At 40.4% G+C, this 23,416-nt stretch carries 18 protein-coding genes and 1 pseudogene; 16 read left to right on the top strand and 3 right to left on the bottom strand.

From position 1 onward, the window contains the following. Window positions 1-84: 84 nt before the first annotated feature. Window positions 85-966 carry a LysR family transcriptional regulator gene (locus tag B5D59_RS07580; RefSeq protein ID WP_078817507.1) on the bottom strand — a complete coding sequence of 294 codons (882 nt, stop codon included), beginning with the start codon at window positions 964-966 and terminating at the stop codon, window positions 85-87. Window positions 967-1,116: 150 nt separating this feature from the next. On the opposite strand from B5D59_RS07580, the gene B5D59_RS07575 reads away from it, so the two are divergent. The 11 genes from B5D59_RS07575 (at window position 1,117) to B5D59_RS07525 (ending at window position 14,132) form a co-directional block, all read left to right on the top strand. After that, a complete protein-coding gene (locus B5D59_RS07575) occupies window positions 1,117-2,880 on the top strand; it encodes a thiamine pyrophosphate-requiring protein (RefSeq protein WP_139365975.1) in 1,764 nt (587 codons plus the stop codon). After that, complete coding sequence (locus B5D59_RS07570; RefSeq protein WP_078817506.1) at window positions 2,867-4,360, top strand: aldehyde dehydrogenase family protein; 1,494 nt, start codon at window positions 2,867-2,869, stop codon at window positions 4,358-4,360. Before B5D59_RS07575 ends, B5D59_RS07570 begins: the two co-directional genes overlap by 14 nt. 83 nt (window positions 4,361-4,443) lie before the next feature. Further along, window positions 4,444-5,361, top strand: a complete 918-nt coding sequence (locus B5D59_RS07565) for a malate dehydrogenase (RefSeq protein ID WP_078817505.1) — start codon at window positions 4,444-4,446, stop codon at window positions 5,359-5,361. Window positions 5,362-5,405: 44 nt separating this feature from the next. Next, window positions 5,406-6,527, top strand: a complete 1,122-nt coding sequence (locus tag B5D59_RS07560) for a mandelate racemase/muconate lactonizing enzyme family protein (protein ID WP_078817504.1) — start codon at window positions 5,406-5,408, stop codon at window positions 6,525-6,527. A 64-nt stretch (window positions 6,528-6,591) separates the two neighbouring features. Next, on the top strand, window positions 6,592-7,101 hold the full coding sequence (locus tag B5D59_RS07555; RefSeq protein WP_078817503.1) for a tripartite tricarboxylate transporter TctB family protein: 510 nt from the start codon (window positions 6,592-6,594) through the stop codon (window positions 7,099-7,101). A 16-nt stretch (window positions 7,102-7,117) separates the two neighbouring features. Then, entirely contained in the window at window positions 7,118-8,626 is a 1,509-nt protein-coding gene (locus B5D59_RS07550; RefSeq protein WP_281250654.1) for a tripartite tricarboxylate transporter permease, read from the top strand. A 35-nt stretch (window positions 8,627-8,661) separates the two neighbouring features. Then, the gene (locus tag B5D59_RS07545; protein ID WP_078817502.1) at window positions 8,662-9,657 is read left to right on the top strand and encodes a tripartite tricarboxylate transporter substrate binding protein; all 996 of its coding nucleotides are present in this window, start codon (window positions 8,662-8,664) and stop codon (window positions 9,655-9,657) included. Between the two features lie 551 nt (window positions 9,658-10,208). Next, window positions 10,209-11,270: a TRAP transporter substrate-binding protein gene (locus B5D59_RS07540; protein WP_078817501.1), complete on the top strand. Its 1,062-nt coding sequence runs from the start codon at window positions 10,209-10,211 to the stop codon at window positions 11,268-11,270. Window positions 11,271-11,349: 79 nt separating this feature from the next. After that, window positions 11,350-11,826: a TRAP transporter small permease gene (locus B5D59_RS07535; RefSeq protein ID WP_078817500.1), complete on the top strand. Its 477-nt coding sequence runs from the start codon at window positions 11,350-11,352 to the stop codon at window positions 11,824-11,826. After that, window positions 11,826-13,097, top strand: a complete 1,272-nt coding sequence (locus B5D59_RS07530; RefSeq protein WP_078817499.1) for a TRAP transporter large permease — start codon at window positions 11,826-11,828, stop codon at window positions 13,095-13,097. Before B5D59_RS07535 ends, B5D59_RS07530 begins: the two co-directional genes overlap by 1 nt. A gap of 81 nt (window positions 13,098-13,178) precedes the next feature. After that, on the top strand, window positions 13,179-14,132 hold the full coding sequence (locus B5D59_RS07525; protein ID WP_078817498.1) for a ketopantoate reductase family protein: 954 nt from the start codon (window positions 13,179-13,181) through the stop codon (window positions 14,130-14,132). A 302-nt stretch (window positions 14,133-14,434) separates the two neighbouring features. On the opposite strand, the gene B5D59_RS07520 is transcribed toward B5D59_RS07525, so the two are convergent. Continuing rightward, window positions 14,435-14,938, bottom strand: coding sequence for a DinB family protein (locus B5D59_RS07520; protein WP_078817497.1), 504 nt, complete (start codon window positions 14,936-14,938; stop codon window positions 14,435-14,437). A 240-nt stretch (window positions 14,939-15,178) separates the two neighbouring features. Here B5D59_RS07520 and B5D59_RS07515 point away from each other — a divergent pair. Continuing rightward, window positions 15,179-15,626, top strand: a pseudogene (locus B5D59_RS07515) (SDR family oxidoreductase); the annotation flags it as partial. A gap of 92 nt (window positions 15,627-15,718) precedes the next feature. After that, complete coding sequence (locus B5D59_RS07510) at window positions 15,719-16,648, top strand: DMT family transporter (protein WP_078817496.1); 930 nt, start codon at window positions 15,719-15,721, stop codon at window positions 16,646-16,648. A 156-nt stretch (window positions 16,649-16,804) separates the two neighbouring features. On the opposite strand, the gene B5D59_RS18185 is transcribed toward B5D59_RS07510, so the two are convergent. Then, window positions 16,805-16,963, bottom strand: a complete 159-nt coding sequence (locus B5D59_RS18185; RefSeq protein ID WP_176132525.1) for a hypothetical protein — start codon at window positions 16,961-16,963, stop codon at window positions 16,805-16,807. Between the two features lie 832 nt (window positions 16,964-17,795). On the opposite strand from B5D59_RS18185, the gene B5D59_RS07505 reads away from it, so the two are divergent. From B5D59_RS07505 to B5D59_RS07495, 3 genes are all read left to right on the top strand, one after another. Then, window positions 17,796-19,484, top strand: a complete 1,689-nt coding sequence (locus tag B5D59_RS07505) for a sigma-54 interaction domain-containing protein (protein WP_245799476.1) — start codon at window positions 17,796-17,798, stop codon at window positions 19,482-19,484. A 391-nt stretch (window positions 19,485-19,875) separates the two neighbouring features. After that, on the top strand, window positions 19,876-21,198 hold the full coding sequence (locus tag B5D59_RS07500) for an MFS transporter (RefSeq protein ID WP_078817495.1): 1,323 nt from the start codon (window positions 19,876-19,878) through the stop codon (window positions 21,196-21,198). Beyond that, on the top strand, window positions 21,199-22,590 hold the full coding sequence (locus B5D59_RS07495; protein WP_078817494.1) for an amidase: 1,392 nt from the start codon (window positions 21,199-21,201) through the stop codon (window positions 22,588-22,590). Window positions 22,591-23,416: the final 826 nt, after the last annotated feature.

Raw genomic sequence — 23,416 nt, 5'->3', positions numbered from 1 at the left:
TTTTTATCAACAAATTAAATTCATGTGATAACCAATTTTCGTGCAGCTCAATAATAGCCAAGTACCAGTTGACGATTGGACAGACTAATTATGTGAGTCGTAATAACTTGTTACGTGTTGGATGAATGCTTGAACGGCTGAAGAAGTGAAATCTCCTTTAGGGAAGATTAGGCCTACTTCATTTTTGGGAAGGGCATCCGCTATGTCCAATAGTTTAACAGGAAGATCCGTGACATTATTCGCATAGATTTTCGGTAATATTGTAATGCCATTATGCAGAACAGTCATTCTAACTAACGAATAAATATCTGAAAGTTCAACGACAGGGTTTAATGAAAAACCTGATTTAATACAATGGTTGTCAATGGTTTGCCGCAAGAGATAATGCTTAGGTAGCAAAAAAGTAGGATGATGTTGAAGTTCTTCCATATAAATCTGTTCACGGCTTGCGAGCGGATGAACATAGGAGACGGCTGCAGAAAGTTCGGATGTGAACAACGGAATGCTTTGTAAAAGTTCGTGGTAAACAGGTAAAAAAATTACTCCGACGTCTATTTCGAATCTAAGTATTTTCTGAATAATATCTTCAGATGTAAGATCAAAGGCAGCTAGTTTGATGTTTGGATATTTTTCATAAAAAGAAAGAAGAGGAGCATAAAGTAGGTGGTTTCCAGAGGAACCGATTCGAAGTTGACCGCGGCTCAGCCCTTTCAACTCTTCTATCTTCTCGATGGTGCGCTCGTTCTCTGAATATACCAAGTTGGCATGCTCCAAAAGAATGGAACCAGCGGGTGTCAATTCAATTTTCTTACCCACTCTCGAAAAAAGCTTTGTGTCAAGACGGTCTTCCAATAAACGAATTTGATGGCTTAAAGTTGGCTGGCTAATCCCAAGTTTCTCAGCAGCTCTTGTAAAATGAAGTTCTTCACAAACGGCTCTGAAATAGTTTAGCAGGCGTAGTTCCATAACTGTTCCTCCTGATCATAGAATGCATCTATTGAATCTATAGATATAATAGTATTGTACTATTGAAATTAATAATATACAATTTATTTAAGTGATATATTTAAATATTCAAAAATTTTAGTGCGGTGAAATAGAAAGGGTGGAAAGCAATTGCAATCAAACTACACAACGAGTATGGCTTTTTTAGAGGCCCTGCAAGAAGCAGGAGTCAGCTATCTATTCTCCAACTTTGGAAGTGATCATCCGGGTATTCTGGAAGCTCTCGCTTTAGCGAAGCAAGTAGGAAAAAAACTCCCGCAAGTTATTACATGTCCTCATGAAATGGTGGCTCTGAGTGCAGCCCATGCTTATGCACAAGTGAGTGGAAAGCCGCAAGCTGTTTTTGTTCATGTAGAATGCGGGACGCAAAACTTGGGAGCAGGACTTCACAATGCTTGGAAGGGACGGGTGCCTGTACTCATTTTTGCAGGCAGTTCTCCATTTACGCAGGAAGGAGAATTGCTGGGAAGCCGCAATGAGTTTATTCATTGGATCCAAGACGTTCCGGATCAAAGAGGGATTGTAAGGGGTTACATGAAGTACGATAATGAAATCCGTACAGGAACAAATGTAAAACAATTAGTGCATCGTGCTTTGCAAATAGCTAGCAGCAGCCCTAAAGGTCCTGTCTATTTAATGGGAGCACGAGAAGTTATGGAGGAGGAAACTTCTAGGGTTGAGATTCAGACGGAACGTTGGCAACCCATTTCCGCCCCGGCTATAGCACCAAATGAGTTAAGCCTTCTGATACAAGACTTACTGCAAGCAAAAACACCGCTTGTCGTTACATCATATCTTGGTAAAAACAAAGATGCGGTTGCGGAATTGGTAAAGTTTTGTGAAGCGTTGGCGATTCCAGTTGTAGAATCTGTTCCTAATTACATGAATTTCCCATCAACGAATCCATTGCATTGCGGGTATCAGTGGAACTCGCCAGTGCAAAATGACTTGATAGAAGAAGCGGATTTCATTCTGGTCATCGATAGCGATGTTCCTTGGATTCCCTTGTTTAATAAACCTTCTGAAGACTGTATTGTTTACTACATGGATGATGATCCTTTAAAAGAAGGCATGCCACTCTGGTATATCCCATCGAAGCGTTTCTATAAAGCGGATGCAGAAACGGCTCTAATGCAATTGAATAAAGAAATTTCCATATTAAATATTCAACATGCAGGCATTGAAAAACGTAGAGAAAAGATAAAGGCATACCATGCAAAACAGCGTGCGCAATGGGAGCAGCAAGAACAATTCTCAGATGAAGTGATCACCGCTGAATATGTGACTGCCTGTATTCGTGAGTTATGTGATGAGAATACCCTTATCATAAATGAAGGAATCTCCAATTACCAATCATCGTATACACATTTAAAAAGATCTGAGCCAGGCTCTATTTTAGGGAGCGGTGCAGGCGGTCTTGGTTGGAATGGCGGTGCAGCAGTTGGGGCAAAGCTAGCAGACCCAACGAAAGATGTTATCTGTATTACAGGGGATGGGTCGTATATGTTTAGTGTTCCTTCCAGTGTGCACTGGTTATCTAGAAAGTACAATGCTCCATTTTTAACGGTCATTTATAATAATAGAGGTTGGAAGTCACCAAAACTATCTACATTGGGTGTTCACCCCGATGGGATTGCAAACGAAACGAATGAGTTTTATGTGGACTTTACACCACATGCCAATTTATCTAAAGTTGCAGAAGCTGCGGGCGGTGCCTATGCAAGAAAAGTGGAAAATCCCGAAGAGGTAAAAGAGGCGCTAGAAGAAGCGTTCGCGGCTGTTAAATCCGGTCGCTCCGCTGTTCTGGACATTTATCTTCCATCTATTCAAGAAGAAACTAATATGAAAGCGGGGAATGAACATGCAACAGTTTGAGACTATTACGAAGAGTTACCTAAACGGGGAGGTAGTTGAAGGTCTGAGTTATATTAACGGCGAATGGATAGAAGGGGAGAGCGACCGTACGTATAAAAACGTAAATCCTTATGATAATTCTGTAATTGCGGAGATCAAGCTAGCTTCAAAAGAGCAAACCGTACAAGCGTATGAAAAGGCGAGTGAAGCGCAGAAGCAATGGGCAAAATCAACTGTTGAAGAGCGTAATCGAGTAATTGAAAAAGCAGCAGAGTATATGAAGGCAAATCAAGAAGAGATCGTTCAACTAATAAGTCGCGAGACAGGAGGAACGATTTTAAAAGGCAATATTGAATACGGTCTTGCTCTCGCGGTTTTAGAGGAAGCGCTGAATTATACCGATCAACTTGGCAAGGTCAACGAAGTGCCTGGAGGCCCAGAAGGGAAAGTTAACAAGGTTTATCGATTGCCACTTGGAGTGATCTCTTCCATCTCGCCATTCAATTTTCCTGTCAACTTGTCCATGCGCTCCATTATCCCGGCAATTGCGTTAGGAAGTGCAGTTGTTCATAAACCTGATATTCAAGTAGGTCTTGTAGGGGGGGTGCTCTTGGCAAAAGCATTTGATTACGCGGGTCTTCCGGCGGGCGTCTTTAATATGCTGTTGACAGATATCGAAGAAATTGGCGATGAGATGTTAACGAATCCCATTCCGCGTCTCATTAGTTTTACTGGTTCTACATCAGTAGGTCGCCATATTGGCTCTATTGCCGGACAGAATTTTAAGAGAGTTGCGCTTGAATTAGGGGGCAATAGCCCATTCGTAGTTCTTTCCGATGCAGATGTTGACCAAGCTGTAAATGCAGCGATTTTTGGAAAGTTCATTCACCAGGGGCAAATTTGCATGATCATCAATCGGATGATAGTGCATCAAGATATTCATGACGAATTTGTTAGGAAACTTACTGAAAAAGCAAAGGATCTTCCTTTTGGAAATCCACAGGATCCTAATACGGTAATAGGGCCATTAATCAATGAACAACAACTCCAAAAAGCCGCTAATTTTGTAGAACTTGCTAAAAAAGAAGGGGCTGTCATGGCGCTGGAAGGAAAAAGAGAAGGCAATATCTTGACACCATACATCATTACGAATCTAAAAAATGATAGCGAAGTTGCACAGTCTGAGTTGTTTGCTCCAATCGCTCTCATTATCAAAGCAGAATCAGACGAGGAAGCAATAGAATTGGCCAACGACTCTGATCATGGACTAAGTTCAGCAATTTTTACCAGTGATCTAGAAAACGGGGAAGAGTATGCCGTAGCCATTGATTCCGGAATGACGCATATTAATGACCAAACGGTAAATGATGCTCCGAACATTCCGTTTGGAGGCACGAAAGCAAGTGGAATGGGCCGCTTTGGGAATCCTTGGGTAGTGGATGAGTATACGTCGTTGAAATGGGTTTCAGTTCAAACGAAGTTTAGAAGCTTTCCTTTTTGATAGATTATTACTTTACAACACGTAAAATGTGTTTGTTGGCCTGAGCAATATCAGGCCAGCAGTATTTTGGAAAGGAGAAAGGTATGAAATTATCTATTATTGGCGGTGCAGGTACATTGGGAGCAGCTGTTGCTTTTCGTCTTTGTCAGAACAAGCAGGTTAACGAACTTTGTTTAATCGATGTTAACGAACCGTTATTGATGAACCACATTATGGATCTTCAAAATGCTTATCCGGAAAAAACAATTTATAAAGGAAGTTACGAAGACTTAACAGGGTCATCGATTGTTATAATCACGGCCGGTGTACCAAATCGAAATGATGTAAAATCACGGACAGAATTTTTGGAAGGCAATATCATGTTATTTAACGAATTTGGGAAGTATATTAAGAAATATTCTGAAAGCGCTTTCATAATAACGGCATCTAATCCCGTTGATGTATTAAATTATTATTTATACCGGGAATTTGGATTCAAGAAAAGTCAATTGCTCGGTTATACGGTAAATGACTCGCGGAGGCTGGAACACTCAATACGAAAGGTTATGAGTATTTCGGAAGAGAAGGATGTATTCAGTCCGGTTATTGGTGAACATGGAAACACTCAAGTCCCACTGTTTAGTCTTACTCAAGTGAACGGTAAGCCTTTCTCTATTGACGCCGACAAACAAATTGCGATTAGGGAGGAAATTACTAACTGGTTTATAGATTTCAACCGTTTGAACATCAATCGAACAACAGGATGGGCGACAGCCTCGGGTATCGGAAAGATTATTGATGGTATAACGAATGAAGAAAAGATAGAAACAGTTGGTTCGGCAATTCTAGAAGGTGAATATGGGATTAATGATATAAGTATTGGTGTTCCGGTCAGCATTAGTCTTAACGGCATTGAATCCATTCAGGATTGGAAGTTGTCGAACGAAGAGTTAAAACATTTCCGGCAGTCGGCAGAGACTATTAGACATTTAATAGAACCGTATATCTTAAAAGAAGTTTGAATCACGTCGAAACTATTTGAAATTAGCTTAGGGGGAATACGAAATTGAAAATTATTGATCTGACAGTTAACAGGTATATGAACATGGAAGAATCAGATATGGCACATGCGGCAGGCCACGAAATATTAATTGTTGAAGTGCAAACTGATATAGGAGTCACTGGTAGAAGTTTTATTGGCACACCCATCTTTGAACATGGAATTACTGGTGATGTGGCAGTTACTTTATTAAGAAGGAACTTTAAAAATAAAATAATTGGTGAGAACCCACTTCACACTGAAAAAATTTGGCAACTTCTATTCGATGCTCCTTGGCGTCTGGGTATGAGGGGGATGATACGTGATTGTATCGCAGCAGTAGATTTTGCCTTGTGGGATATTAAAGGGAAATTATTGAACGTACCGTTATCTGACTTATTTGGAGGACATCGTGATCGAGTTTTAACCTATGCTAATGTTGGTCATCAATTACCACCAGATGAGTTAGGAAAAAAAGCCTTAGAGTACGTTAACAAAGGCCACTCTGCTATTAAAATCCGTGGAAGTTTAACGGCGGTGTCCCTAGAAGAGTCTACAAGGAGAGTAGCCGCAGTTCGGGAAGCGATAGGACCAAATGTTAAGTTGATGGTCGACATCAATGGTACGTGGGATGCAGCTACTGCAATTGAACAGTTAAAAAAATGGGGGAAATATGATGTTTACTGGCTTGAAGAACCAGTCTCGCCTGAAGATATTACAGGATATGCGAGGGTTAGAGAACGGGCAGGCCATACTTTAATCGCCGGTGGTGAACAAAATACCGGACTTCACGAATTTCGTCAGTACATTGAGAAAAATGCAATAGACGTTTTACAACCCAATGCAAGTTGTACGGGAGGTATTACAGAATGGTTAAAAATATATCAATTTGCAACAGCCCATAACATTCCAATCTCTCCGTGGAATCTGCAACAAATACATGTTCATATGGCAGTCGGATTGCCAAATGTAAAGTGGATTGAATATTTCACACCTGACCGCTCCTCTTTTCAAAACAAATTATTAAAGGGTCCGCAATTCAAAGAAATTATAGGTGAGGATGGACTGTATCTTGCTGCCCCTACTCTACCAGGACTAGCTCTTGAAATTGATGAGAAAGTTGCTGAAGAGTCGCTTGTTAAGGAGTGATCTGAAATTCTAAACTATATAAACAAACTCAAGTGGCCGCATAATTAACGAAGGGGGGTCAGCCATGACTGCGAATAAATCACTTGCTTATATCACTATTTTATTTTCAGCATTCTTCTTATTTTTTTCACTACGGCTACCATTTGGAAACTTGAATAATATTGGGCCAGGTGGATGGCCATCAGTCATTCTAGGTTTATTACTTATTATGGGAGTTATTCTATTGGCAAAATCAATTTATCTGGAACGTCATGAGAAAAAGGTTATAGCCAATCAGAATAATGAAGAGGAACAAATTATTGAAGTAGCTGATAATACGTCAAAAAAACACCTGGTGTTAGCTTTTATGCTCCTTATATATATTATGGGGATAAAATATATAGGATTTCTATTAGCCACACCATTATTTATTGGAATACTTGCATTTACTCTAGGAATGAAAAATTGGATCAGGCTTCTATTGACCTCAATAATCGGCACGGCATTTTTTATTTACCTGTTTGCCGTGTTACTTAGGATTCCTTTTCCAAGAGGTATAGGGTTTTTTAGAGAATGGAGCTTGCTGTTTTATTAAAAAAGTACAGTAGGAGGTGATTAATATAGAGCATTTGTTAGTTGGATTTCAAGAGTTATTGACCCCACTAAACGTACTAGTTTTACTTTTTGCAGTTGCTATAGGGTTCCTGGGAGGGGCAATGCCGGGAATAAGTGGTGCAATGTTGGTCATAATCCTATTGCCAATTACCTATGGTATGGCCCCTACCCCCGTATTTCTATTGTTAACAGGAATTTACGGTGCTTCTGTATTTTCAGGAATGATCAGTGCAATTTTGTTCCGTACTCCCGGTACTCCGGAAGCTATTGCGACAGTCTTCGATGGTTATCCAATGGCGCAAAAAGGAGAAGCGGGAAGAGCGCTTGGTATAGCAATAATTTGTTCTGTTATCGGTGGAATATTTGGTACGCTAGTCTTAATATTTTTAACGCCAGTACTAGCTGACTTTGCTATCCAATTTTCTTCACAGGAATATTTTGCATTGGGAGTCTTAGGCCTAACAGTTGTTGCCTCCCTAAGTGGGGGAGACTTAACACGCGGAGTGATAGGTGTATTATTTGGCCTATTTATTGCAACGATTGGTATTGATGTATTGTCAGGAGCCACGCGTTTTACCTTTGGTTCAGCCGAGTTAATGTCAGGGGTCGGATTTATCCCCATATTAATTGGTTTATTTGGAGTCTCTGAGGTATTCAGACGCTCAAGAGAAAAACCAGATTTGATCGATGAGATTCAAAAGGTTAAAACCAAGATATTGGATTTACCGATATTAAAGCGTGTAGCAGGAACAGTGGCGCGATCATCCATTATTGGAGTTTTTGTTGGAATATTGCCAGGCGTAGGTGCGACAACAGCCGCCCTACTAAGTTATAGTGAGGCCGTTCGCTGGTCCAAAACCCCAGAAAAATTTGGAACAGGAATTCCTGAAGGGATAGCAGCTCCTGAAACTGCTAACAATGCAGCCGCAATGGGAGCTTTAGTTCCTCTATTATCCCTAGGGATTCCAGGAAGTGCGACAACAGCTGTAATATTGGGTGCTTTTATTCTCCATGGTATGCAGCCAGGGCCGATGATGTTTATGCAGGAAATGGATTTAGTATACACAATTTTTGCTGGTTTACTCGTTGTTAACATTCTCATTTTACTCTTGGCAAAGCCGTTTATCTCCTTGTTCTCAAAGACGGTTAAAGTTCCCTATACAATATTAGGTCCCTATATAATTATCTTATGTTTAATAGGGACTTATGCTGTTCGTAATTCAATTTTCGATGTTTGGGTTATGCTGCTATTTGGGATTGTCGGCTATTATTTTGAAAATATAAGGTTTCCAATAGCTACGATAATACTTGGAATTGTGTTGGGACCAATGGTTGAGGAAGAATTTAGGCGCTCACTTCAAATCTCAGGAGGAGATCTTACTACCTTTTTCGCAAGACCGATCAGTGGTACTTTACTTGCGCTTGCTATATTAGCACTGTTTTTCCCACTGCTTCAAAGTTTTTTTAAAAAGATACGAAATAAACAAGTAACCGATCTCAAGTAGACTATTTACTATACCAAATATAGGGAGAGATTAATATGAGGAATAATGCAACGATAATTTCGCTATTGGTTATTCTACTAGTTTTTATGACGGGATGCAGTGAAGAAACAGGTGAAGACAAGAAAGCTTCAGCGGAAGAGAAAACATCCAATAAGGATATAAACTTTCCGAAAAGCACTATTGAAATGATTGCAGGTGGTGGAGCAGGTGGAGGTACAGATACATTTTCGCGAGCTGTTGCAAGGGAGCTATCAGAAATTTTAAATGAAAATGTAAATGTACTGAATCATCCGGGGGCTGCTGGAGCTGTAGCGAGTCAAGTGATGGAAAGCGCACCTGCAGATGGATATACAATTATGCCAACGACATCAGATTTTCAATTGAATATCGCACAGGGTAAAACACCGAACTATTTGGAAGAATTTTCTGCATTAGCTTTAGTCCATATCGATACGTATTCACTTATGGTGGAAAGTGGAGGGGAGATAAAAGATATTGACTCTTTAATTGAGATGGCAAAGAGTAATCCTGGAAAACTAACAATAGGTGGAACGGCAGCAGGTGGTACCGATCAAATAACAGTAGAGAAATTTGAGAAAATGGCGGGAATTGATTTAAATTATATTGCTTATGAGGATGCTGGACAAATGCACTCGGCTCTATTGGGAGGACATGTCGATCTTCTATTGGAAGAGCCTGGCGCAGCCTTGTCAATGCTAGAAGCAGGAAAGTTTGAGATGATTCTACTTTTTGCTGATGAAGTAAAAGAGTATCCCAATATCCCGACGTCGGTTGAGAAGAGTTGGGACATAACAGGAGGAAGTACTAGAGGTTTCATGATACGAAGCGATGTGCCAGAAGAAATTAAAAAAATATACGAAGATGCAATTAAGGAAGCAGTTGAGAGTGAACGCTATAAAGAATTTGCAAAAGGCCAACAATTACATTTAAGAGATGGCTGGCTAAATGCGGATGACTACCAAGATTTTCTAGAAAAAGAGGTAGAAGAATTAAGAGCATACCAAAAGTAGTAAGAGACTATATTATTCCTATAATACATTAGTTGATGATCTTCCGTGGAAAGTCATAAATCAAAAAGGCGTTTTGGGTTAGTATTATAAACCGCAAAGTATAATACACTCCATTGCTTTTTAAAAAGCAATGGAGTGTATTATATTTTATTCAATATATGTTATGGAGATTGTAGTGAGAGAGAAGGAAAGCGCGGAAATATCAATTGTCGGAATTGCGGGGATGTTGGAAGCTGAAACAGACTTTCGTATGAGGTAAAGTGATTAAGACAATGAGCTGTCTATATCGATATAAATAGCCCATTATTAATGAATCGCATTATTAATCTTCAAAATACTTATCCAGCCAAAAACAATTATTCGAGTTAACTTGGAGCTAAAAAGTATATTTGAGAGAAGAAGCAGAGAGATCAATCGATCTACGGATTCAGATTTTTCTCAATAGTTCCGCCTAGAAGAATAAAGACTAATAATCTGAATATTAATAGTTTATAATTAGCTACAAGAAAGCGTTTACAATTAATATAAAACTAGTTTAGAGGGGGATATTCATGTCAAAAAGATTAATGTTTGCTTTTCTTGCCGTTTTTTCTGTATTGCTGCTGACAGCGTGTGGAGGTTACTCGAAGAATGAAGGAAGTACTGCATCAGCTGAAGGAACGGAAGGAGCTTCATCGGAAACGACCCCGGGAGTGGATACCAGTGGTGCAACTTACAAATTGCGTTTAGGACACCAATCCCCTGAAGCCACCAATATTCATGAATATGCAGTTCTTTTTAAAAACTTGTTGGAGGAAAAAACGGACGGTGAAGTGCAAGTAGATATTTTTCCATTCAGACAACTTGGTACAGACCGCGAGCTGCTAGAAGCGATGCAGTTTGGGACATTAGATTTCGGAGTGATTAATGGTCCGCCGATCTCAGGCTTTACTCCCGAGACGGCAGTGGTGGACTTGCCATTTTTATTTCGTGACTGGAACCATGTAAAAGGTTTTCTGAATTCAGACGTCAGAGAAGAATATTTGGGTTTAACGGAAGATGCCAATTTAAAAAACATGGGCATCATGGCAAGGGGATTCCGCCATGTCACAAACTCTAAAATTCCTATCGAGACCCCTGAAGATCTAAAAGGGATGACGATCCGAGTAATTGAAAGTCCAGTGTATGTTAATGCTTATAAAGAACTGGGGGCAAGTCCACAAAGCATGAACTGGGGCGATGCCTATACAGCGTTAGAACAAAAAGCGATTGACGGACAAGAAAATACATTAGATATCATTCATGATGAAAACGTAGCTGAAGTACAGGACTATGTATCGAAAACAGGTATAAACTTCGTATTCAGTTTTATCATGGCGAGCAAATTAGAGTTCGACAAATGGCCTGAACATATTCAAACAGCAGTTTTGGAAGCTGCATTTGAGGCAGGCCAAGAAAAGACGGAAGAAAATGAACATAATGAAAGGGAATTTGAAGAAAAGCTTAAAGAAAAAGGTATGGAAATTAACGACTTTGATCGCAATTTGTTCGAAGGTAAGTTTGACAAAACGTATGATGCTTGGAATAAAGAGTTTGGTGAAGGATTGCTGAAGAAAATACAGGATATTGAGTAAGGAAACAACACGATACAGGCTGCTCTTACAAAGAGCAGCCTGTAATATTAGAAATTAAATTTACAAAGGGAGTGGCCAAATGATAAGGAAATTAAGCTACTGGCTAGATGTAACCTCTAGGGTATTTATCGTATTCTTTTTAATTTTAATGACATTAGTTTTAGCCACTCAAGTTGTCTTACGCTATTTTTTCCATATGGGGATTATCTGGTCAGATGAACTTGCCCGATTCCTTATGATTGCCCTGGTTTACATAGGAGCTGCATCGGCTATACGAGATAACAGTCACATTAAGGTCTCGGTTTTCGAAGATGAATTCCCAGGATTACGTAAATGGTTCGCCCCGATTCAGTGGGTTATGATTTTTATTTATAGTGTATTCCTCATTAAATTCGGATTCGATACATTAAAAGTGGTTGGGACTCAAAACTCCTCAAACATGGAGATATCCATGGCTTGGATCTATGTAGTGATACCTTTGTCTGGAATACTTACAATTGTTCACTTATTGGCTAGAGTGGGCAAGAAAAACGAAGGGCAGGAGGAGACTGTTTAATGGTAACTTTATTTTTTGCTATCACTGTTATTTTGTTTTTACTAGGCGTTCCTATGGCAATTACCATCGGGCTCTCCTCTATTATCTATATATTGTTAGCAGATATTACACCAATGATCGTGATCCAGCGTCTTTTTACGGGTGCTGATGTCTCAGCATTAATGGCAATCCCATTCTTTATTTTAGCAGGAAATCTGATGCTGACAGGCGGCTTAGCACAACGAATTTTAGACTTGGCCAATTCAATAATTGGGAGAATGACTGGGGGACTCGCGCTAGTAACCATTTTAGGATGTATGTTCTTTGCGGCCATCTCGGGAAGTGCGATTGCGACGGCAGCTGCGCTGGGTACTCTTATGATTCCTGCCATGGTAGAAAAAGGATATGGTCGTGGATTTGCATCAGCAATTGTATCGAATGCCAGCCCGATGGGAGTCATCATACCTCCAAGCGTGTCCTTAATCATTTACGGAAGCCTCTCAGGTGCGTCTATTAAAGATCTATATATTGCTGGCGTACCGGCAGGCATCATCGTTGGTTTATCACTTCTCATTGTAGTCTACATTATTTCGAAAAAGCGCGGCTATAAAGGGAGTGACGAACCCTTTAAGTTTTCCGATTTCTATCGAGCATTTCTCCGTTCACTTTGGGCGTTAGGTACTCCACTCATCTTGCTGGGAGGAGTATTTTTGGGAATAGTAACACCGACTGAATCCGGTGTAGTAGCTGTGATTTATGCGATAATTGTAGGGATGTTTATTTATCGTGAATTAAAAATCAAAGACATCTGGGGTATTTTTCTGGATTCGGCTCGATCTACGGCTGTTATTATGTTCATTGTTGCAAATGCAGCACTCTTTGCTTATGTATTAGCCTATGAAAATATTCCAACGATGATCGTAACAAACGTCATGTCGATTTCTGAAAATCCTATTATGATACTACTTTTAATCAATATTATTCTATTATTCTTTGGTGCTTTTATGGATACAATGGCGATCTTGGTAATCGTAGTGCCGATGTTCTTGCCGGTCATACAGGCAATTGGAGTAGATCCAGTTTTATTTGGAATCATTGTTGTTGTAAATACAGCAATCGGAATGGCAACTCCGCCCTTTGGTGCAACTTTGCTTATATCTTCGAATATCGGTAAACATCCGCTTATGGGAACCGCACGTGAATCTGGATGGTTGCTTTTTGGATTGATTGTTTCGTTATTGGTCATTACCTATATACCAATTTTGATCATGTTCCCGCTTTGGGGATTTTAACTAAATGGCATGAAGGTTCATCGGAAAAGTTAAGCGTATGTAAATGATATATGTTTAGCAGAATTGAGGGGAGTGGCAGAATTGAAGATTGTCGTAGTCGGGGCAGGAGCAATGGGAAGTAGGTTTGGAAGTGCGCTCTTTACGAGTGGGCATGATGTAACTCTCGTAGACAGTTGGATTGAACATGTGGATAAAATCAATAAAAATGGACTATCGGTTACAGATGAAAGGGGAACTCGTCTTATCCCGATCACCTCCGTGTTGCCAGAAGAGTTCAGTGGTCGAGCAGACCTCTTGTTAATGTTTACAAAGTCAATGCAAACCGAGACAATGATTAAAAAGTGTTTACACATGATTGCTAAAGAAACAGAAATCGTGACATTGCAAAATGGAATAGGGAATCTTGAAATGTTATCCAAGTATATTTCGAAGGATCAATTATTTGCAGGGACTACGACATATGCATCAAATTTAACTGAAGCGGGCAGTGTCCATGCCTATGGTTCCGGAATGATTGAAATGATGCATATAAATGGAAATAGAAAAGAAGATGCAGAGAGAATTGTTACCTTATTGAATGCAGCCGGTTTAGTAGCCAAACTATCAGACGATGTAATGCGAAGTATTTGGGAGAAAGCCGCATTCAATGCAGTGCTGAATCCACTTTGTACACTGACATCAAGTCCAGTAGGAACGATAGGGTCCTACGAGTCAATAATGGAGATAATTGAAGGTATTTTGGAAGAGATAGAATTAATCTCCCGAGCAGAAGGTGTTTCATTGGATAAACGAAACGTGCTTAGTGTCATTGAAGGTGTTTTTCACCCGGACATGTCTGCTCATCATTTTTCATCGATGTATCACGATATTCAAAGAGGAAGGGGTACAGAGATCGATTACTTAAACGGTGCTTTTATTCGGAAGGCTCATAAGCATGGTATTTCGGCACCTATAAATACAATGATCTTCCATTTGATTAAAATAATCGAAAACCGTTTCCAAATGAATGACAATATTTCTGTACAACAGGTTTAATTGCAGCAACAGCAGTCAGATACTAGAAGTAGAATGAGAATTTTTCGGTAGGTACCAATCTAAATTATTTGAAGTATGTGGGTCCTCTTCTTTGGTGTATGTTTTGCAAACTTCACTATATTAGGGAGGGCTTTTTGCGTGAGAAAGCTTATTCTTGTTGAGCACTGATCAACCGAAAGTAGGTCACAGACATGCGTAATGAAAAAACTGTAGATGAACTCCTTGAAACTTTGGAGCTTGCCTACAGTTTTTACGTCTTCTGTGAAAAAATTGTCGTTTGCCATCATTTATGACAACACAATTTATTTGCGATTTGAGACTTTTTCCAAATGACGCTGCATTTGATTCAAATGACCTTCCGCATGCTTGATCAGCAAATGGTCGATTAAGAACGATAACGGTTTTCCGTCAAAATTTGGATTGTAACTAGGCGCGGTTTTGTCTAGATCTTCCTCACGCACTTTGGATAATGCTTTATCTGCTACAGGAATCAATGTTTGAAGACGTTCCATGGCCTGTTCTTTATCTACTGCGGCCACACTGCTCTCCTCCACAGCCGCAAGACGTCGAACGTGTTCGTGGTTGCGCCCCCATTTAGCGCCAGGCACAATTAGCAGTGCCTCTAGGTCAGCGACCCAGAATTCTACAGCTTCAATTACGTGGCAAGCAATCTGCATAACGGACCATTCTTCATCAGACGGCTTTTGATACAGCAAAGGAGCATCGGTCAAGTCCATCAACGTCACCATTTGATGGATTGATTCCCTCATTTTTACGGAACCTTCTTGTACTGTGTGAACTGTCATTTTATCAACTCTCCTTTGTAATAGACGGGACCAAGGTTTTCCATTGATTCTGCTTGGGCTGTCGTACTCTATTATACTAGAATCAAATAAAATAATCGACAATTCTGTATACTTTTACACCTACAACTAACATGAAATTGGATACTTCTTGTCTGACTTGAGTAGATGTATATGTATATTCAGGAAGGGAGTAATAGTGCTTCATTGTCAATATTTTATATGCTCATACAGCTAAAAGTATTTGGCAAGATTGATATCTTAATTAACAACGCCGGTGGACCGTCCGCCGGAACGTTTGCTGACTTCGACGACGAGGCTTGGCAGTATGCGTTCGAACTTACCTTGCTAAGCTATATCCGATTTATACGAAAAGTGGTTCCGGACAGGGGTCGTCGGCCTGTCCAAAACCTTGGCTACAGAGTTGGCTCCTTATAATATTTTGGTGAACGTTTTGGGTCCGGGTCTCATTCTTACAGATCGATTGGAGCATATTAGAGAATCAAATGCGCAGAAAAAAGGTGTTTCAATAGAAGATTTTGAGAAAGAGCAGCTTGACTCCATACCGTTAGGGCGTTATGGAGACCCGAAAGAATTTGCGAAGATCGTGGCATTCTTGGCCTCAGATGCAAATTCCTATTTAACGAGAAGCACATTGTTAGTGGACGGTGGTATGGTGATCGTAATCTAACGGTTTGCAGCTGCCTATCCTTAACTATTGCAGCAACTCGTTCGATATACTGGCTTTATACGCTAAATACAGGATAGGAAAGGCTGTTTGCCGTGAAAAATAGTCAGATTTATATAGTATTAATTGGAGTTATGTTGTTATGGGGAGTTAATGTCTCGGCGTTAAAAGTACTTGTCGATCACTTTTCTCCGATTACCATTACCGCTGTTCGAATTTTCACCGCTGCCTCCATGGTATTCATTATCTTGTTTTTCATGAAGAAAATCCGGCTGCCACACAGGGAAGAGTGGGGGCTGGTAATTGGCGGAGCTTTTACAAGTGTTGTAGCCCATCATTATTTTCTATCTGATGGGCTGGCCAAGACGAGTGCTGCGAATGGTGGTTTAATCTTAGGATTAGGACCTCTGTTGACAGCTGTTTTATCTGTCATCATATTAAAGGAACAGCTGACGATTTGGCGCTTATCAGGATTTTTGTTGGGTGGTATTGGGGTCGGCTTTACCGTGCTTGCCGGCAGCGGAGGGCTGGGTGAAGTTTCGATAGGAGCCATGGAAATACTGTTGGCAATCCTTTCACAGGCATTCAGTTTTATTATTATAAAAAAAGCCTCTGAAAAGATGGATGCTAGACTGCTGACCGGTTATATGTTGTTAATTGGTTCCCTGTTTCTGCTGCTGATTGCTCTTTGGAAAGAGCCGAATGGTATCACGAGTTTGCGCACTGGCTCTGTTTCGATATGGTTGATTTTTCTCTTTTCTGCCCTATTTGCAACTGCTATCGGTCATATGGTCTATAACTCAATGATTCAAAAGATTGGTGCAGCCGGAGCTTCGATTTTTCTGAACTTAAATACGTTCTTCTCATTGATTGGTGCAGGTTTATTTTTAGGTGAAAAGCTGTTGCCTGCTCATTTCATTGGTCTTATTTTTATTGTCCTCGGGGTTTCGCTTGGTTCAGGAGCGTTGGAATATTATATGCGGAGCATGAGGAAAATGGGGACTGAAGACAAGGGCGTCGAATGAGTCGTAGTTAATAGGAGATGCAAGAGTATTTCTATTATTTTAACGATTCGTGAGATACAAAAAACGGAAGTGAGACAGAGGATATTCGGACTTTTTCATGCATTGACGTCTTGTAAGAACGGGAATTCACCTATAGTAGACTGAGTAGCTTTAAAATTACAGTGCCAAGTATGTAAATGCCTTTGTCTTTGCAATTGTATTACGCTCTTCAGGAAACTTTTCAAATAAGTTGTTGTAATCTTCGTCATATTTGTCGAGTATTTCTCCGAGTAGCCCATCTCTCGATAGCACAACAAACAAAAAATATGCTGACACTTAATTTATATCACTTAAGTCCGCCTCTCTGATTAAAAAACTCTAATGGTGGTTATACATTCATTAAATCATACTCATGGAATGAACGAAATTTAGAGGAATTGTAAAATGTTAATACAAGGAGGGGGGCAAAAATTATGGCTTCCACTCCTGTTTTATTTTCTTAAGAATTAGCATTTTTTTATTATAAATTTATTCTTATTTCCCCACCGTCACCGCACTAAAATTCAATACTTAGACTGCAGATCGATCACTACATTAGCATGCTGATACGTATGGAACATGTATAATCTAGAGTCCAACTAATGACTTTATGAAGAATAACTATCAACTAATCTGTGTCACTTATGCAAAAAACAAATGCGATTATTAGAACTGTCATTTTTGTTCGCAAACTGGCACTAAATTTTAGCGGTGCATGTGACCTTCTTTTGCATGTTATCGGTACCATCAATTGGAATTTGTGAGAGTGATAGAGGGGAGAACTTTATATAAATTGAAATTAAATCTAAACTATATGCATTTCAACAAGTATCTATCCGTACAGACCTGCTAGTAATTTCATGTATAAATACCTGTTTAAAGCTATGATATGATGGAAGAAATGTTAGTACAGGAGAGATTGTGGTTTATTCAATAGAATTATGGGCGGTTCTTCTAGTATATCGCTTTTCTCCCCGGTTTTTTACTTACATAAAATCTGATTACAACCCGGCTGTTTTATTGGACTTTAACATATATTTTTGCATACGCATCAGGGCTTACTTAAACAGGAGGTAGAAATAAAAGTGAGTGTCAAATGCTCAGTAGAAATGAAGGGAGAATGAGGCAGATGGAATACAAAGATTCGTTAAAAGTCGGGATGATCAAATATGATGATAGGTTAATTGCAGAAGGAATGGGATTGCTTTTTGAAACTGCTCCAATTGGCCTTGTGGTTTTAGACGACAAGGGCTGTGTCAAGTCGCTAAATCTTTATGCTAGGGAAAAGTTTAAGAGTGCAGCTATATCTGAAGGGTCATATATAATGGATTACATAGAAACTGTTCCCGCATCCGAGACATTTAAAATGATTAGGTGCAACATAGATGGAGAGACGTTGATTGGAAAAATAGAGAAGTATGAAAACGGGGATTATCTGCTTCTGCAAACGGAAGAAGAATTGGATCAACTTTTACTTGGAATAGATACGTATCGAAATCTGCTGCTCGATTTCAAGGCAATCTTTGACCACTCGTATGACGTAATTTATGTATCGGATGGACAAGGTCAGACTTTACGGGTGAGCGCAGCTAGTGAGCGGCTATGGGGTTATAAGGAAAGCGAACTTGTCGGGAAGACGGTATATCAGCTTGAGGCAGAAGGAGTGTTTACACCGTCTGTTACTCGTGAAGTTCTGGAGCGCGAGGAAAAGGTTTCGCTTGTTCAAACAACTAAGATGGGTCGACGACTCCTCGTAGTTGGTACGCCAATAAAGGATTCTAATGGGAACATACTTCGTGTGGTGAACGCTTCGAGAGATGTAACGGAGTTAAAGGAACTGAAAGGCGAAATTGATTTGCTGAAACAGATGATGGAAGGATACCGACAAGAGATCGAGCAACTCCGTGAGAATGAAGCATTGGAACGACGATTCATCGCCAGGAGTGCTGGAATGAGACAGGTAATTCAATTTGCGCAGCGGGTTGCGAAAGCGGACTCACCAATCCTCCTGCTTGGCGAATCGGGAGTTGGCAAAGAAGGAATTGCTACGCTGATTCACAAATGGAGTAACCGCAGCAGTGGTCCATTGCTGGTCACCAGCTGTGAAACAGTCTCTGCTGAAATGTTGGAAAAGGAACTGCTTGGGGCAGAGGACCGTCTTGGGTTGATAGAAATGGCGAACTCAGGGACTTTATTCTTGGAACAAGTCGACAAAATGCCCATGTCTATTCAGGCTAAACTAGTGCGTGCGCTGCAACGAGGAATTTTGGAAGAAAAAAAGGTGGATGTAAGAATCATTGCTACGGCGAGCGAGGACTTGAAGGTTAAGCTTGAGGAAGGCAAATTCAGGGAAGACTTTTATTACTATTTGAATGTCGTGCCGATTGAGGTGCCGTCACTTCGGGAGCGCCGCGAGGACATCATTCCACTTATCATCCACTTCTTGAAGGAATTAAACGAGCTCTATAAGGACGATAGAAAGATTAACCCTAATGTGCTTAAAACACTCGAAAAATATGATTGGCCTGGAAATGTCCAAGAGCTGCGGAATATTACCGAGAGGCTTTATGTTACATCCGAGGGTCAAGAGATAGGACCGGAAGCATTGCCAAGCTCGCTCGATCTGATCAATAGAAACGAACAGGCGGTCCAAGTTTATGAAATCATGCCATTAAAAAGTGCAGTAGAATTGGTGGAGCAACAACTCTTGGAACTGGCAGGAAAGAAATACGCTTCTACTACTCAAATTGCAAGAGCTTTGCAGATTGACCAATCCACAGTGAGCCGGAAGCTGAAACGTTACTTTAAAGAAGAGTAATGCAGAAATGCAAAGTGGTTATGCAACAATGCATAGGTTCCGAATGTATATGTATATAAGTGCCGTAAAGGCGATAATCAACCGTTGTGGGAAAAAGATCCCTAACGGTTGTTTTTTATTAAAAACGTACATCTAAAGGATGTGTTCCGATGATCCCACTTCTTGTATACCCAAAGTTGCCCTTCTTGTTACCTCTTTTTACTTACTCATTTAAGATGGGAGAACACCATTCAAACGCCTTGTATATATGGCGGAATGCATAGAATAATCACTAAAATTGAATTGTTCGATAAATGTTAGGGTGTTATAACTAAGAAAGTAGTAAAAAAACTATTACTTATCAATCAAGTCATGCAAGCGTTTACTAAAGAATGAGGAATGGGGGATTAAAATGCTGAAAAAGAATTATCGCTATCAGATCATGTTAATGATGGTCATTATGGTAATCATTAATTACATTGACCGTGGAGCTATTTCGTATGCTCAGGCAGACATCATTAAAGAATATGGATTCGACCCGATTTCTTGGGGGGCAGTGCTTGGCTACTTCGGATTTGGTTACTTATTTGGTTCACTTTTCGGAGGAATCCTAGCGGATCGCAAGGGACCTAAATTTGTATGGATTTTGGTTGGGATAGGTTGGTCTGTATTTGTCGTTACAACCGCATTCGCTGGTGATATTGGTCTGATTCTGTTTGGAGGATCTGCGCTTACTGGATTTGCTGTAGTCCGGATATTGTTCGGTTTTGCAGAAGGTCCCACGTTCTCGACGATCAATAAGACGAATGCTAACTGGGCTACTCCAAAAGAACGCGGTTTTGCAGTTTCTATGGGCCTTCTAGGTACACCGCTTGGTGCAATGTTGACAGCGCCGGTCGCGGTGGGACTGTTGTACTTTACAAGTTGGAAAGTGATGTTCATCTTGCTGGGTGCACTCGGGATTATCTGGGTTTTCTTCTGGTCAAGAATGTTTACGGACTTGCCGGAACAAAACCCGAAAGTTTCAAAAGAAGAACTTGAGAAGATCCGTTCTGTTGAAGACTTGTTGCCGAACGAGAAAGTTGTCAACCCGCAAGATGACTCAATCCGGTGGTATCATTTCTTCAAAAATCCCACTCTTGTCTTTAATGCATTCGGTTATTTCGCGTTCCAATACATTAACTTCCTTCTCTTAACCTGGACGCCGAAATATTTGCAGGACGAGTTCGGTTTCCAATTATCGTCGCTATGGTATTTGGGCATGATTCCTTGGATTGGAGCGTGTTTTACCGTGCTGCTCGGAGGAAAAATTTCCGATTACCTGCGGATGAAGACGGGCAGTCTCAGAATTGCACGTTCTGGACTGGCAGTCGTATCGCTCCTGCTTACTGCTATTTGTTTTATGCTGATTCCAACGGCAAATTCAATTACCGGCGTGATGGTCTTGATGAGTATCGGTAATGCATTTAACTCACTACCTAACTCGGTCTACTGGTCTGTCATCATTGACACAGAGCCAAGCCGTGCTGGTACATTTGGCGGGATTACACACTTCATAACAAACACGGCAACAATTATTGCGCCGATACTTACTGGTTTCCTTGTTGTCAGCCATGGCTATTCTGCAATGTTCACGGCAGCTGCAGTTGCAGCGGCAATCGGGATGTTCTGCATGATTTTTGTAAAACCTGGTCAACGACAACAAAAAGTAAAGCTAAAAGGGGGGATGGCATAAATGACACTAACGTCCTTTTTTCAGCAAATCAAAGCAGGGGAAGTTTCATCTGTTGAACTTGTTGAAGCTAGTTTGGATAAAATTGCGGAGAGAGATCCTGCATGCAATGCATTCATCACTGTCGCAGCAAAAGAGGCCCGGCAAGCTGCGGTAAAGTTGGATAAAGAAGCGGAGAAGAAAAACTTTAAAGGTCAATTGCACGGTATCCCCATAGCGATAAAAGACATGATTAACACTCATGGAATCCGGACGACGATGGGATCGAAAGTATACGAAAATCATTATCCTGAAATGAATGCTGAAGTTGTGAATAGGTTAGAAGAGGCTGGAGCAGTAATCATAGGGAAAACAAATACACATGAATTTGCTTATGGACCAACCGGAGATCGCTCCTTCTTTGGTACATGCCATAACCCTTACAACCCTCAGAAAATTACGGGTGGGTCGAGTAGTGGTTCGGGAGCAGCAGTCGGGGCGGGCATGGTTGCAGGAGCTATCGGAACTGATACAGGTGGATCAGTTCGAATTCCGGCTTCTGCATGTGGCGTGGTCGGTATGAAACCGACATTTGGGTTGGTCAGTAAAGTCGGGGCCTTTCCACTAGCCTATACACTTGACCATATAGGTCCGATGACTAATACCATACGAGATAATGCGCTATTATTGAATGTGATGGCTGGATATGATTTTAAGGACCCTCATTCTGTTCAAAGAGACGTACAAGATTATTCCGAACGGATTAGCAAAGACGTTAGCGGATTGAAGATTGGAATTCCTGACTGGTATTTTGAGCGGATTGAAGAAGAAGTAAGCGATGCAGTGGAAAGTTGCATAAAGTTATATGAACAAATAGGTATACAAGTCAAGCGTGTCAACATGCCGGTTATGCGGGATATCGCCACTGCCCAAATAGTGACGATCCAAGCAGAAGCAACTGCAGTGCACCAAGAAACGATGCAAAACCATAAAGATGAGTTGGATCGAGAGGTCTATGATCGTTTGATTGCAAGTCAATCTGTCAGAGGTTATGAGTATGTTCAATCCCAAATAAAGCGTAGTTCTTTAATTAAGGAATATAATTTGGTATTTAATGAAGTGGATGCGCTGCTAACTCCTACACTTCCTATCCTGCCTACAGATATTGGACAAAGAGAAGTTCGGATTGGGACAGAAACTGAATCTGTCCGCAGTGCACTTCTTCGGTTGACTTCACCTACCAATTACACCGGAAATCCGTCTTTGTCATTGCCATGTGGTCTATCTGAAAGCGGTCTTCCAATTGGCGTTCAATTGATTGGAAAGCATTGGAGTGAGGGGTTGCTGTATCAGTTGGGATATGCTTTAGAGCAGGCAATCGGCTTTACAGAGCGCGTTAACAAATATAACAATTGATCTAAAGATTATGATAGTTGAGAGGAGGAGCCTTTAGGGTTCCTTCTTTTTTATTTATGAGGAAAGCCGAGCGAATGGGAGGATTTTTAAAGACTAATGAGAAATCACTGGCATTACATTAAACTTAAAAACTCGACGGTCAAATTTGGATCCTTTCTATTTACTATTTTGCAAAAAACTTTGTTTAGGGACATGGTAACTTTTAATATTGTTCACTTTGTCGGATGTATTTCTCACATCCACGTGTTTCTTGAAATCTGAGGGATCAAGAGAAGTGCTATCAATAGCAGGGTGAGGATCCATTAAGGTACTAGTTCCTTAATGGATTAAAGTGTGTTTAGGGGGCTAATATCTTAAATAATATAGAAATTCTCATAAACCCATTCTCAAATTGAAAGAGCATGCCTAATTTTCATCTTGATCTCCTAATAAGCTGTTTTTTTTATACAATATCATCTATCAAGCAGCTTGGATCCGTCCAATCCACATCCCCCCTTTAAACTCCATACCACTCACCCACTACAAAAGAAGGTCGATTAAAACTTGTCTTGTAAAGGTGTTTCAACCAACCGTTATCATTGATGAAGTTTTAGAATACTTCAAGTATCGCACGGTATCCTACTCGAACAAAAAAACGATCGTTTGTTTATTTCTGGTATACAACGAACAGATTTTTTTCTTGTTCACCATCATTTTCGGGATGTTTTGATGGTTGATGCAAACACTTTCCTACTTCTTGATGATTACGGTAGACAGGCAGAGCCGGTTCACTCAGTTCTTCATCCGAGTTTTTCTTCTTTAAAGATCTTGTTCTGATAGGTTAGTA

Origin of the sequence: Sporosarcina newyorkensis, from assembly GCF_900167515.1 — a bacterium.
GTDB lineage: Bacteria > Bacillota > Bacilli > Bacillales_A > Planococcaceae > Sporosarcina > Sporosarcina newyorkensis.
The sequence above is the reverse complement of the archived record's forward strand: the minus strand, read 5'-3'. Positions and strand labels throughout refer to the sequence as shown.